The 13,322-nt window shown below is 68.0% G+C and carries 10 protein-coding genes and 2 tRNA genes; 7 read left to right on the top strand and 5 right to left on the bottom strand.

Features of this window, described 5'->3' with window-relative positions:
- The coding region (locus KUTG_RS20910) for a YlbL family protein (protein WP_043718931.1) at positions 1-989 on the top strand (989 nt) is incomplete at its 5' end.
- A gap of 153 nt (positions 990-1,142) precedes the next feature.
- On the opposite strand, the gene KUTG_RS20905 is transcribed toward KUTG_RS20910, so the two are convergent.
- Positions 1,143-1,694, bottom strand: coding sequence for a PPA1309 family protein (locus KUTG_RS20905; protein ID WP_052395136.1), 552 nt, complete (start codon positions 1,692-1,694; stop codon positions 1,143-1,145).
- A gap of 155 nt (positions 1,695-1,849) precedes the next feature.
- Here KUTG_RS20905 and KUTG_RS20900 point away from each other — a divergent pair, with 155 nt between their 5' ends.
- The 3 genes from KUTG_RS20900 to KUTG_RS20890 all read left to right on the top strand — a co-directional run bounded on the left by KUTG_RS20900 (position 1,850) and on the right by KUTG_RS20890 (position 5,619).
- Positions 1,850-4,825 carry a UPF0182 family protein gene (locus KUTG_RS20900; RefSeq protein WP_043718930.1) on the top strand — a complete coding sequence of 992 codons (2,976 nt, stop codon included), beginning with the start codon at positions 1,850-1,852 and terminating at the stop codon, positions 4,823-4,825.
- A gap of 67 nt (positions 4,826-4,892) precedes the next feature.
- Positions 4,893-4,966: transfer RNA gene (locus KUTG_RS20895), tRNA-Met, on the top strand.
- 579 nt (positions 4,967-5,545) lie between these two features.
- Positions 5,546-5,619 (top strand) — tRNA-Met (locus tag KUTG_RS20890).
- A 221-nt stretch (positions 5,620-5,840) separates the two neighbouring features.
- On the opposite strand, the gene KUTG_RS20885 is transcribed toward KUTG_RS20890, so the two are convergent.
- Both KUTG_RS20885 and KUTG_RS20880 read right to left on the bottom strand, forming a co-directional pair.
- Complete coding sequence (locus KUTG_RS20885) at positions 5,841-6,029, bottom strand: hypothetical protein (protein WP_232240883.1); 189 nt, start codon at positions 6,027-6,029, stop codon at positions 5,841-5,843.
- 226 nt (positions 6,030-6,255) lie between these two features.
- On the bottom strand, positions 6,256-7,167 hold the full coding sequence (locus tag KUTG_RS20880) for a hypothetical protein (protein WP_157494683.1): 912 nt from the start codon (positions 7,165-7,167) through the stop codon (positions 6,256-6,258).
- A 120-nt stretch (positions 7,168-7,287) separates the two neighbouring features.
- Between KUTG_RS20880 and KUTG_RS20875 the strand changes: the two genes are divergently transcribed.
- On the top strand, positions 7,288-8,985 hold the full coding sequence (locus KUTG_RS20875) for an ABC transporter family substrate-binding protein (protein ID WP_052395133.1): 1,698 nt from the start codon (positions 7,288-7,290) through the stop codon (positions 8,983-8,985).
- A gap of 121 nt (positions 8,986-9,106) precedes the next feature.
- Here the strand turns inward: KUTG_RS20875 and KUTG_RS20870 are convergent, their stop codons facing one another.
- A complete protein-coding gene (locus KUTG_RS20870) occupies positions 9,107-10,351 on the bottom strand; it encodes an MFS transporter (RefSeq protein ID WP_084579608.1) in 1,245 nt (414 codons plus the stop codon).
- Positions 10,352-10,397: 46 nt separating this feature from the next.
- Between KUTG_RS20870 and KUTG_RS61535 the strand changes: the two genes are divergently transcribed.
- Positions 10,398-11,210 (top strand): DUF5937 family protein, encoded by an 813-nt coding sequence (locus KUTG_RS61535; protein WP_198047260.1) that lies wholly within the window; start codon positions 10,398-10,400, stop codon positions 11,208-11,210.
- Positions 11,171-11,416, top strand: a complete 246-nt coding sequence (locus KUTG_RS61530) for an ArsR/SmtB family transcription factor (RefSeq protein ID WP_198047259.1) — start codon at positions 11,171-11,173, stop codon at positions 11,414-11,416. Before KUTG_RS61535 ends, KUTG_RS61530 begins: the two co-directional genes overlap by 40 nt.
- A 79-nt stretch (positions 11,417-11,495) precedes the next feature.
- On the opposite strand, the gene KUTG_RS20860 is transcribed toward KUTG_RS61530, so the two are convergent.
- On the bottom strand, positions 11,496-13,187 hold the full coding sequence (locus KUTG_RS20860; RefSeq protein WP_043718926.1) for an ABC transporter family substrate-binding protein: 1,692 nt from the start codon (positions 13,185-13,187) through the stop codon (positions 11,496-11,498).
- Positions 13,188-13,322: the final 135 nt, after the last annotated feature.

Below are 13,322 nucleotides of genomic sequence, written 5' to 3'. Positions count from 1 at the left end.
TCGTGCTCGTGGCGGTCATCGGTCTGCTCGGTGGCGTCGTCTCGATCCCGTACGTGGCGATCGGCCCGGGCCCGACCTTCAACACGCTGGGCAGCGTCGACAACACCACGGTGATCTCGGTGCAGGGCCAGAACACCTTCCCCACCAAGGGCCAGCTGCGCATGACCACGGTCTCGCTGACCGACAGCGTGACCCTGTTCGGGGCGCTGGGCCTGTGGGCGTCCGGCCGGTACTCGCTGGCCCCGCGTGAGGAGTACTTCAAGCCGGGCGAGTCGCAGCAGGACGTGCAGAAGGAGAACGTCCAGCAGTTCACCGACTCGCAGTCCAACGCGCAGGTCGCCGCGCTGCGCTACCTCGGCTACCCGATGAAGGTGCTGGTCGGCACGATCAGCCAGGGCAGCCCCGTGACCGGTGTGCTCAACGCCGGCGACCGGCTGCTGTCCGTGAACGGCGCGAAGGTGAGCACCTCGCAGCAGGTGCAGGACGCGCTCAAGGACACCAAGCCCGGGCAGGCCGTGCCGGTGACGTTCCAGCGCGGCACCGCGCCCGAGCAGACCGCGACCATCACGCTCGGCCACAGCGACGACCGCACCTGGGGCTTCATGGGCATCGGCCCGATCGACCGGCCGGACGTCGCGTTCCAGGTCAAGATCAGCCTGGCCGACGTGGGCGGGCCCTCGGCCGGCCTGATCTTCGCGCTCAGCGTGATCGACAAGCTGACGCCGGACAACCTCGACAACGGCGGCATCATCGCCGGCACCGGGGAGATCACCGACCAGGGCGAGGTCAAGCCGATCGGCGGCATCCCGTTCAAGATGATCGCCGCCAAGGAGGCGGGCGCGACCGCGTTCCTGGCCCCGGCCGACAACTGCGCCGAGGCCAAGCAGCACGCGCCGGACGGCCTCAAGCTGATCAAGGTCAACACGCTGGCCGACGCCGTCAGCTCGCTTCAGGCCCTCAAAGCCGGCAAGCCCACGCCGGGCTGCTGAGCCTTTGGCGCGCGTTCCGCGCGCGGTGAGGTCGCTCTAGAGCCGGTCTCTTTCCTTGCGTCATGTCGATCGATGGAAAGACTCGATCGACATGACGCCGCGGTCCAGAGACCGGCGCGACCTCGCGTGTGCTGAGGGCGGAACCGCCTGTGTTCAGGGGCGGAGGGTCTGGAGGAGGGCGCCGGTGAGGTTGGGGGCCAGCTCGGGGTGCTCGACGATCTCGTCCGGACGGTCCTGGTCGCCGCGCAGGCGCAGCACACAGGCGGCGGTGCCGTCACGCAGGACGGCGGCGACGAGGCGGGCCTCGCGGCGCTGCGGGTGCTCGGAGGCGACCCGGCGCAGCACGGAGGTGTCGTCGGCGACGGACTCGATCTCGGCCTCCGCGTCCGGCGGCAGCACCACGATCTCCTGGGCCACCGCGCAGCCGGTGACCGAGTCGGGCCAGACGATGGACGCCAGCGCGTCGCCGAGGTCCTCGCCGGGCAGCTCCTCCTGGGCGATCGGCGTCAGCGAGGCGTCCGGATCCAGCTGCGTGCGCAGCTCCGGCTGCTGGGCGATCAGCTGGGCCGTCGGCACCAGCGCGAACAGCTGCGGGACCTGGTCCCAGCCGGCGGCGGAGACGAACTCCTCGACCTCGCGGGCCAGTGCGGGCAGCAGCGTCGGCCGGCTCTCGTCGGCGTCGTCAACAGAAGGCACGCCGCCCATCGTCGCATCCGAGCACGACCCTTCCGGACAAGGCCCGGGCGCGCGGGTGTCCCGCCCGTGGAACTCAGGACACCGTCCGTAGAGTTGTCACAGGTGGCGAGGCCCGGCAGGGTCGCGTCCGCGTTACGCCGACCGCAACCGTAGGAGAGTGCCCCGTGGCAAACCGGCCTCCCGTCGGACTACCCACGCTGTCCCGACGCAGCCGCATCCTGATCGTCGTCGGGGTGATCGTGCTCATCGGGCTGATCCTCAGCTCACGGGTGCTCTCGACCTACATCGACTGGCTCTGGTTCGGCGAGGTCGGCTTCCAGTCGGTGTTCACCACGACACTGGTGACCAAGCTGGTGCTGTTCCTGGTGGTCGGTGTCGTGGTCGGCGGCCTGGTGTGGGCCAACCTGTTCCTGGCCTACCGGGGCCGCCCGGTGTTCGTGCCGCTGTCCGGGCCGGACGACCCGGTCTCGCGGTACCGCACGGTGGTCAGCCGCCGCCTCAAGCTGTTCGGCATCGGCATCCCGGTGATCGTCGGCTTCCTGTCCGCGGTCACCGCCACCAACGACTGGCAGCAGGCGCAGCTGTTCCTGCACGGCACCAGCTTCGGCAAGACCGACCCGATCTTCAATCTCGACATCGGCTTCTTCGTGTTCACGCTGCCGTTCTACGAGTGGATGCTGAACTGGCTGTTCGTCGCGACCGCGCTGTCCTTCTTCGGCGCGCTGATCACGCACTACCTGTACGGCGCCATCCGGTTCGCCGGCCGCGGCGGCCAGCTGTCCGGGCCGGCCCGCATCCAGCTGTCGATCATCGCCGGCGTCTTCGTGCTGTTCAAGGCGGTCGCGTACTTCTTCGACCGCTACGACCTGCTGTTCTCGCAGAGCAACCCGCAGGCCTTCGGCGCCACCTACACCGCGCTGAACGCGATCATGCCGGCCAAGCTGATCCTGCTGTGCATCGCGGTGTTCTGCGCCGCCGCCTTCTTCGCCGGCGCGTTCCTGCGCAACCTGCAGCTGCCGGCCATCGCCACCGCCCTGCTGGTGCTGTCCAGCCTGCTGATCGGCGTGGCCTGGCCCGCCGTGCTCCAGCAGTTCTCGGTCGCCCCCAACGCGAACGAGAAGGAGTCGGTGCCGATCTCGCACAACATCGCGGCCACCACCGACGCCTTCGGCCTCGGCAAGGACAAGGTCAGCTACCAGAACTACGACAACAGGCCGACCGCGACCGCCGACCAGGTCAAGACCGACACGCCGACGGTGTCCAACGCCCGGCTGCTCGACCCCAGCGTGCTCTACCCGACGTTCAAGCAGTTCCGGCAGGGCCGCAACTTCTACGACTTCCCGCCGAAGCTGGACATCGACCGCTACTCGGTCAACGGCGTCACCAGCGACTACATCGTGGCCGCCCGCGAGATCAACACCAACGGCCTCGCGGACAGCCAGAAGAACTGGATCAACGAGCACCTGGTCTACACCCACGGCAACGGCTTCGTGGTGGCCAAGGCCAGCACCGTCACCTCGACCGGCTACCCCGACTTCTCCGTCAGCGAGCTCGGCTCCGACGGCAAGGTCAGCGAGGGCGAGATCAACGTCAAGCAGCCCCGCATCTACTACGGCGAGCTGCAGGGCGACACCAACGACTACGCCATCGTCGGCGGCCCCGACGGTCAGAAGCCCGGCGACGGCCAGGAATACGACACCGACGCCACCAAGTACACCTACCAGGGCAGCGGCGGCGTCTCTGTCGGCAACTGGTTCAACCGCCTCGTGTTCGCGGCGTACTACGGCGAGCGGAACATCCTGTTCAACTCGGCGATCACCGACAACTCGAAGATCATGTACTACCGCGACCCCGCGGACCGGGTCAAGAACGTCGCGCCGTGGCTCACGCTCGACAGCGACCCGTACCCCGCGGTCATCGACGGCAACATCGAGTGGATCGTCGACGGCTACACCACGCTCACCAACTACCCGTACTCGCAGCAGACCCAACTCGGCGACGCCACCACTGATTCGCTCAACGCCAACGCCAACGCGGCCCGGCAGCCCAACCAGGGCGTCGCCTACATCCGCAACTCGGTCAAGGCCACGGTGGACGCCTACACCGGCCAGGTGAAGCTGTACTCCGTCGACGACACCGACCCCGTGCTCAAGGCCTGGGAGTCGGTCTACCCCGGCACCGTGCAGCCCAGCAGCGCCATCAGCTCGCAGCTGCGGGCCCACTTCCGGTACCCCGAGGACCTGTTCAAGGTGCAGCGCGGCCTGCTGGCCAAGTACCACGTCACCAACCCGCAGAACTTCTTCTCCAGTGTCGGCTTCTGGAACGTGCCCGGCGACCCCACCGCGGTCGACAACCCCACCAGCACGCAGGCGATCCAGGCCCAGACCACGCCGCAGCCGCCCTACTACGTGATGTCGGGCAACCCGGCCAACAGCGACGGCAAGGCGAGCTTCCAGCTCACCAGCCCGCTCGTGTTCCTCGGCCGTGACTTCATGTCCGCCTACGTCTCCGTGGCATCCGACCCAGGACCCAACTACGGCAAGATAACCGTGCTGCAACTGCCGACGGACACCCAGACACCCGGTCCGAAGCTGATGCAGACCCAGTTCATCACCACCAACGCCAACCAGCTCAACCTGTTCCGGCAGCAGGCCACCAACATCAAGTACGGCAACCTGCTCACCCTGCCCGTCGGCGGCAGCCTGCTCTACGTCGAGCCCATGTACGTCGAGCAGAGCCAGAGCGCCAACTCCAACACCTCCTACCCACAGCTGTCACGAGTGCTCGTCAGCTTCAACGGAGGGGTCGGCTTCGCGCCCACCTTCACCGAGGCGCTCAACCAGGCCCTCAACGGCCCCGGCGCCGGCAGCGGCGGGGGAGGCGGTGGGGGAGGCGGCAACACCGGAACCAGCACGCCGCCCACCACCACGACCGGGCAGCCCGGCGGCGGCAGCCCCGACATGGCCAAGGCCGTCACCGACATCCAGTCCGCGCTCGCCGCCATCAAGGCCGCCCAGCAGAGCGGCGACTTCCAGGCCCTCGGCAACGCCTACAAGGCGCTCGACGACGCCACCAAGGAGTTCACCGCCGCACAAGGCTCCACCAGCACCGCACCCACCACCACCGGCGGCGGAAGATGATCTAGGTCACGTGGTGGACACTCGATTTGCATCGGGTGTCCACCACCCGTATAGTTCTAATTACCGACGCGGGGTGGAGCAGCTCGGTAGCTCGCTGGGCTCATAACCCAGAGGTCGCAGGTTCAAATCCTGTCCCCGCTACAGATTGGGAGATCCCCGTTTGCCTAACGGCAAACGGGGATCTTTCGCTTTCACACTGGGGTTCCCGCCCCAGACCCCGAGGCAGGGCGGGCTTCGCCCCCCTGCACCCCCGTCCCGGGGACTTCGCTTCGCTCGTCCCCCGGACGTGACTTCGCTTCGCTCGTCGCCTTGACTTCGCTTCGCTCGTCGCCTTGACTTCGCTTCGCTCGTCGGTGGGTGGGGGCGGGTGTGGCCTGTCCTGGGGCTGCGTCTTTCTGGTGGCTGTCTGGTTCTCGTTGGCTGTGCGTGCTTCCTGGTGCCCGGGTGGGCTTCTCGTGGGCTGTGGGACGTTCTGGCGGCCTGGCGGGTCCCCGTCAGCTGTGCGGCGCTTCCGTTGCCTGTCGGGCGGTGGGTGGGCTGTTGGGGCCAGCTGTTGGGCTGTCTGGGCTTCGGGCGGACCGTCTGGCCCTCTTTGGGGCATGCCTGTCCGGCCTTCCTTCCTCATGGCGTCCGGCTGCTGAGGGGTATTGGCTGGTCAGGTGGGGTGGTGGGGGGCGATTTGGTATTGGGGAGCGGGTCGGGTAGAGTTCTAATTACCGACGCGGGGTGGAGCAGCTCGGTAGCTCGCTGGGCTCATAACCCAGAGGTCGCAGGTTCAAATCCTGTCCCCGCTACAAATTGGGAGATCCCCGTCTGCGGATTGCGCAGGCGGGGATTTTTCGCATTTGTATCTGGGGGACGACCCCCAGACCCCCGATGTGGGGCTTCGCCCCACACGCCCCTGGGACATCGCCCCACACGCCCCGGTGGGCTTTGCTTCGCTCGCCTTGTGCAGGGTGGGGTCCGGGGAAAAGACGTGCGCCGGGGGTTGGCCGGCGCACGGGGGAAAGCGAGATCAGCTCATGTTCTCGACCCAGAAGTGGGCGCAGGCCACGGAGCAGACACGGCCCTCACCGGTCACCTTGCGGTGCTTGCGGATGTGCTTGCCGCACACCACGCACTCGTCCTTGCCGGCCTGCCCGGGAATGCCTCCTGAGGCCCACGCACGCGCGTGCTGCACAACCTTGTGCTCCATCCACTTCATGCCCACAGCGGCACCTCCACCCATCACTCCGGTGGACACCCGCCCACCCGCGGTGATGGTCCCGTGACACGGGCGCACCCCGAAGAGGGCAAGCCCAACTCCACCGATTCGGAGGATGATCGGAACACTGGGATGGGCGTACGGCGGCACAGAAAGTGACGATCCACGCTATCCGGGGCCACCGGAACACCGCAGTGGAGGCCCAAAAACCTACGTGTGGTGGGCGTCACGAAGGGTCGGAGCCGCGCAGGGCGGCCAACCACAGGGCAAGGGCGGCGGTGATGACGGTGGCGCCGAGCCAACTCCAGATGCCGCTGCCGTCCAAGAACGCCCAGAGAAAGCCGACGACGGGGGCCGGGACGATCAGGACGATGTCGGCCCGGAGCTGGCGGAGCAGGCCCCGGACGGACGCGGCACGGGCCCGGACGGAGTCGTCGACCACGGACGGGTTGTCGACTCGGCGGCCGCGCGGGTCGTCACTGCGGACGCGGCCGGAGGGGTAGAGCACGACGCCGTCGACGACGGCGGCGACGAGGCGGTGACGGCGAGGGGCGCCGTGCAGGGCGATGGTGCTGGGGGTGGGCAGGGTGACCAGCGCCGGGTCGAAGTAGACGGGGATCCAGCGGCGCGGGATGTCCTCGGTCTCCAGCCACGAGCGGGCCATGAGGCCGGAGGTGACCCGAACGCGGCGGACAGGGACCTGGACCGGGGGCCGGCGGGTGAGGCCGAAGCGGGAGAAGAGCCGGATCAGGGTCACCAACAGCATCAACGCGGCGGCGATGGCGATGAACAGGAGCTCGCCGCTGGAGCGGTCGGCGGCGATCAGGGTCACGGCGTGAGGGATGACGGCGTGCGAGGGCTCAGCGGGGTCGTAGCCGACCAGGACGGCGGTGCCGACCGGTGGGGGCGTGACGTCGAGCTCGATGGTGGCCCGGCCCTGGTCCCAGGTGACGGTGGCGGTGTCCGCATTCTGGTCGACGGCGGTCACATGGCCGCTGGCCCGGGAGGTCAGCGGAGCTAACGACGCACGGGCCGAGGCCAGGGTGCTGGCCGAGAACGCGGCGACGACGGCGCATACGACCAGCACAAGCACAGTGGCGGCCAAGCCGTGTCGCACAGCACGCGTCCGGATGCCCATGAGGTCACATCCTGCCGAGTCCGCCTTCCGTAGGTTCCCGCAGGGTGGGAAACGCGCAAGACTCGGGTGTCACCTGCATAGTGTGACGAACTGGAAACTGGGGGCTTCAAGGGGAAAGGCATGCTCGTGAGTCGAACGCCACGTGCGCTGCTCGCGGTCGCCGTCTCGGTGACCGCGTCCGCACTGCTGTTGTCGGCCTGTGGGGGATCGGCAGGTTCCTCCGCGCCGCCACCCACCAAGCAGATCGGCCAGAACGACATCAACCCGATGTCGCGCGACCAGGTCAAGGACGGCGGCATCCTGCAGTGGGGTGTCCAGGCCTTCCCGGCGAACTTCAACATGCTCGCCATCGACGCCAGCAGCGGCGACATCCCGCCGGTCGTCCAGTCGTTCGAGCCGACGCCGGCCATCGCCGACGCCTCCGGCAACTGGATCCCCGACCCGGACTACGTCGAGTCGTTCAAGCTGACCTCGTCGGACCCGCAGAAGGTCGAGTACAAGCTCAACCCCAAGGCCAAGTGGAGCGACGGCACGCCGATCACCTGGGAGGACTACAAGTCCGAGTGGCAGGCGCTCAACGGCAAGAACACCGCCTACCAGCCGCTGAGCACGGCCGGCTACGCCAGCATCTCCGACATCAGCAAGGGCGCCGACGACTACTCGTTCACCGTCTCCTACAGCCCCAAGCTGGCCGAGTGGTCGAACCTGTTCAACGTGCTCTACCCCAAGTCGATGACCTCCAGCCCGGAGGAGTTCAACCACGGCTGGAAGGACGCGCCGAAGGTCACGGCCGGCCCGTTCAAGGTCGACAACCTGGACAAGACCGGCAACAACGTCTCGGTGGTGCCCGACCCGGCCTGGTGGGGTGACAAGCCCAAGCTGGACAAGATCGTCTTCAAGTACTACTCCAGCGCCAACGTCGAGGTGGACGGCCTGGCCAGCGGGGCCTTCGACTTCGCGAGCGTGGCCTCCAACATCGACGCCTTCAAGCGCACCTCGGCCATGAAGAACGTGACCCTGCGGCGGGCCAACCTGCCCAACTACCGCGAGATCGTGTTCAACGGCGCCGGCAACTCGATCCTCAACGACCAGAAGCTGCGCGTCGCGATCATCAAGGGCATCAACCGCGACCCGATCGCCAAGGCCGAGATCAGCCAGCTGCTGCCGGACGCCAAGCCCCTGGGCAACCACATCTTCCTGCCCGGCTTCCCCGGCTACGAGGACCACTCGGCCGGCTACCTCTACAACCCGGACGAGGCCCGCAAGGAGCTGGACGCCGACGGCTGGAAGCTGGCCGACGGGGCCAAGGTCCGCAGCAAGAACGGCAAGCAGCTGACCATCCGCAACGCCATCCCGGCCGGCACCAAGTCGGCGCTGGACGAGGCCCAGCTGGTGCAGCAGCAGCTCGCGGCGATCGGCGTCGACCTCCAGATCGTCCAGGACGACCCGAACACCTTCTTCGACGAGCACATCACGCCCGGCGACTTCGACATCGCCAACTTCGCCCAGATGGGCGACGGCGCGCCGCCGGTCAACAACGCCCAGAGCTGGTTCACCACGGGCGACCAGGCGCTCGGCAACTCCGGCCGGATCGGCGACGACAGCATCAACAAGCTGCTCGACCAGGCGTCCTCCGAGCTGGACCAGGACAAGCGGTACGCGCTGCTCAACGAGGTGGACAAGCAGGTGTGGGCGCTGGGCCACTCGCTGCCGCTCTACCAGCGTCCGTCCATCGTGGCCGTTCGCAACGGCCTGGCCAACTTCGGCAACTCGGGCCTGGCCAGCACCAAGTACACCGACATCGGCTGGGCCAAGTAAGCGCAGTTCAACGGGGGCATTGTCGACGGAGACAGTGACGCGACAGTGGTCCTGAGTTCAATGACGGTCAGCACGGGCCGGGTGGTCGAGCCGCTCGCCCCGCGCTGACCAAAACTGGGGGTCAGCGCGGTGCGACACGCAGCGCTCCCACCGGGCCCGTGCGCAGAGCGGGCGCGAGCCAGAGCAGGACCAGGAGCGTTCCGGCCCCCGCGAGCACGAAGGTGACGCGGGGGCCGGCGACGTCGAGCAGCAGGTCACCCGCCACGTAGGCAACACCGGATCCCAGTTGCGCGGCGGTGGACAGGGTGCCGAACACACGGCCCAGCAGCGGTCGGGGCACGGCGTTCTGGACGGCGGTGTCGAAGCCGATGTTCTCGCCGGAATTGCCCGCGCCGGCGATCAGTTGGGCAACGACGACAACAACGAGGGTCGGCGCCAGGCCCGCCAGGATCATGCCGACGCCGGTCGCGGCGATCGCGACGGCCAGCAGGGCGACGGGTGAGCGTCCGCGAGCCAATCTCGTGCACGCGAGCGATGTCAGGGTCATGCCGATGCCGAAGGCGCTGGCGGCCAGGCCGTACCCGGCCGGCCCGGCCGAGAGTTGGTAGCCGGTGAGGAACACCAGCGCCACGTTGTCGACGGTCGCGAACACCACCAGGGCGAACATGGTCAGGATCAGGATTCTGACCGGCCGGTTGGTTGCGACATGACGTATGCCGGCCACCGCCTCCGCCCACACTCCGGTGATGACCGAGGGATCACGGACTGGCTGGAAGGCTGGCAGCCGCGCGAGCAGCACTGCGGCGATGACGAAGGTCGCGACATCGACGGCCAACGCGGTGCGCACCCCGCCGGGCCCGATGGACAGGAGGCCGCCGACGGCCGGGCCCGCGGCGAGCTGAAGAGTTCGCCCCAACCCGAACAAGGCGTTGGCGGGGCCGCGATCGGTCGGGCTGACCAGGACCGGGACCAGGCTGCGCCCGGCCGGGCCCCGGAGGGTGCTCAGTGCCCCCGCCACGACGATGAGCCCGAGCAGCAACGGCAGCGGTGGCACCGTCAACGCGATCAATCCGATGACCGCTGCTGAGGCCAGGTCACAGCAGGTGATCAACCGGCGGGTCGGGACCCGGTCGACGAACACCCCGGCCAAGGGGCCGCCGAACCGCGGCAGGGCATTCGCCACCAGCAGCAGGCTCACACCGGTCGGTCCGTGCTGCGCCGCGGCGAGCAACACCAGCGCCGCGGTGGTGATTCCGTCACCGACGCACGAGACGGCCCGTGACACACACAGCGCGCGGAAACCCGGATTGTCACGCAGGAGGCGGGTTCGCGGTCCGGGATTCACCGATGGGGGCGACGCAGCCATGAGCGTAGGGTGCCGCCGGCAACCTCCGAGAGTCGTGGATTCGGCGGTGGCCGAATCCACGACGTGTCACCGTTTCGAGTGGAGCGACGCGGGGCGGTGCCGGTTCGCCGTGTCGCCGTTGCAGGAGACGATGTCGGCCCTGCTGGTGCTGAGCGCGCCGAGCCGTCACTGCTGGTACCTACCGTGGCTGCGTGACATCCGGTCCGCCACCGCCACCATCGACCTCGGGTTGCTGAGGGCGGCCGTGCCGTCGAACGGGCATGGTCCGGACTTCCTGTGGCCCAGCCCCACCGGCCCACTCGCCACCATCGAGGAGGACCTCGCCCAGGTCCAGGCCACCAGTCCAGACGTCGTCGCCGCTGAACTGTCCGAACACGCCGGCCGCCTCGACCCCGTGACCGTGTCCGCGGACCTCCGCCGCGCACTCACCGGAGACCCCACCGAAGTTCGGGACACGCTGGTCGCTCAGCAACGCCTGGCTTGGCAGACTCTGGTCGAACCGCTGTGGGACCGGATTCGCGGCCTGCTCGACGCCGACATCACCACGCGTGCACGGCATCTGGCCGACGGCGGCCTGGAGATGTTGTTCGCCCACCTCCACCGGCGGGCCATGTGGGAGAACGGCGCTCTGCGCCTGACCGGCTTTCGCCGTGGGACTGTGGACCTGCGCGGCCGCGGCCTGATCCTCGTCCCCACCGCCTTCGGCTGGCCCAATCTGGAGTCGGCCCCACCAATGGCACTTCTGCCGCACCCCCTGCGCTGGTCTATCCGATGCTCGGCGCGGCGCGGCTCTGGGAGCCCGCTGTGCGATCACCGGCGATGGAGCGTCTCCTGGGCGCCGGGCGCACGCACATCCTGATCGAGACGTCGATTCCTGGCACGACAACGAGTCTGGCCCGGAGAGTGGGCCTGGCCGCCGGCACCGTTTCCGAACATCTTGCCGTTCTCAGGGACGCCGGCCTGGTCACCGCGCAGCGCCGCGGTCGCGAAGTGCTCTATCGGCAAACACCGCTCGCGGCAGCACTTCTGCACGGCGGTGGTCGCGAACAGGAGCTTCGATCATGACGGCCGCCCGAGGGCTGGGTCGCGACATGAAGAGAGGGGCCCGCGCGTGTGACGCGCAGGCCCCTCTCCCGGTCAGCGATTACTTGGTGAAGCCGATGTTGATGTAGTCGATCGGGTTGGTCGCGAAGCCCATGGCGCCGTAGTTGGCGACGGTCTTCTTCGTGGCGACCGCGCCCGGCAGCTGGTACAGCGGCAGCTCGCCCGCGACGTCCCAGAGCATCTTGTCGATGTCGTTGACGTCCTGGGCGCGCTTGGTGTCGTCCAGCTCGGCCACGGCGCTGTTGAAGGCGTCGTTGATGGCCTTGTTGCCGACGTGGCCGTAGTTCTGCTGCACGTTGGCCGGGTTCGCCAGGTCGAGCGAGTAGGCGCCCTTCTGGCCGGACGCCGGCGTGCTGCCGCCGATCCAGCGGAAGGTGGCCAGGTCGAAGTTGCCGACGTTGACGTACTTCGGGAAGAAGTCGGCGGTGGGCACCGCGTTGATGGTGACCTTGACGCCGACCTGGGCCAGCTGCTGCTGCAGGATCTTGCCGGTGTCGTCGGAGGCCGGCGTGCTGGAGCTGACGTAGGTGATGTCCAGCTCCTTGCCGTCCTTGGACCGGAACTGGCCGTTCTGCTTCCAGCCCAGCGCGTCCAGGTCGGTCTTCGCCTTGTCCACGCTGAACTTCAGGTCGCCGGAGTTGTCCTTGTACTCCTTGGTGCCCTGGGCGAAGATGTGGTTGCCCAGCAGCGGCGGGTTGGGCGTGATCTTGCCGACCTCGGCGTTGGCGATGGCCTTGCGGTCAATGGCCTCGAACACGATCTGCCGCAGCTTCTGGTCGGCCAAGATGCGGCCCTCGCCGCCGTTGAGCGTCAGGTGCACGGTGTCCGGCGCGACGGCTTGGCGCAGCGAGACGTTCTGCATCGTCTTGTAGCGGGTGATGGCGTCCAGCAGCGCGTTGGTGTCGGCCACGTCGATCGCGCCGGACTGCATCGCGTCGGGCATGGTCGGACGGGTCAGCACCTTGAACAGGATGCCGTCCAGGTGCGGCTTCTTGCCCCACCAGTTCGGGTCGCGAACGACCGAGACGGTCTTCGCGGTCAGGTCGATCTTGCCGATCTTGAACGCGGCGCCGGTGATCTTCGGCTCGTCCACCCAGCCGGTGTTGAACTCGGTCGGGTCGGAGTTCAGCTCCTTCGGGTAGAGCGGGCTGAACAGGCCCTTCCACTCACCGAAGGGCTTGTCGAAGGTGATCTTGACGTCCTGGTCGTCCGAGCCCCGCTCGACCTTGGAGATGTTCTCGTAGCCGGTCGTGGTGTTGGGCTGGTAGGCCGGGTTGGTGCCGTTCTGGGCCTTCCACTGCCACTCGAAGTCCTCCCAGCTCATGGCCCGGCCGTTGGACCACTTCGCCTTGGGATTGATCTTGAACTCGAGCACCTGCGGACTGGTGGACACGACGTCCGCCGAGGTCAGGTAGTCCTTGTTGAGCTCGAGCGTGGCGTCGGCCTTCTCGGTGAAGATCCACGGCTCCAGCGTGTTGGACATCCGGGCGCTGGCGACGTCGTTGCCGTCGACCTGGTTCTGGTTCCAGTTCGCGGACGGCGAGTCGATGGCGAACTGGAGGGTGCCGCCGTCCTTGATGTTGTCGTCCGGCTGCGGGTTGATGTCGTTGACGCCGGCCTTCTGATCGCCCTGCGGCAGTTGTCCGCCACCACCTCCGCCGCCGCAGGCGCTGAGGGTGAGCGCCGCCGCGAGCACCGGCGCCGCGAGCGCCAGCACCTTCCTTCTGCCCATCGAACTGACCTCCGTTGTTCCTCGTGACCGTCCGACGGCGTCGTCGGCCGGTTTGCCTGTCCGCCCACGGCCCGCCCCGGTCACCTGGTGTTGTCCGGCGCGCACCTTGGGTGATTCCTCCCCAGTTGCGACACT

Origin of the sequence: Kutzneria sp. 744, assembly GCF_000568255.1 — a bacterium.
Classification (GTDB): domain Bacteria; phylum Actinomycetota; class Actinomycetes; order Mycobacteriales; family Pseudonocardiaceae; genus Kutzneria.
Note: the sequence above shows the minus strand (reverse complement) of the source record. Positions and strands in the feature narration are given on the sequence as shown.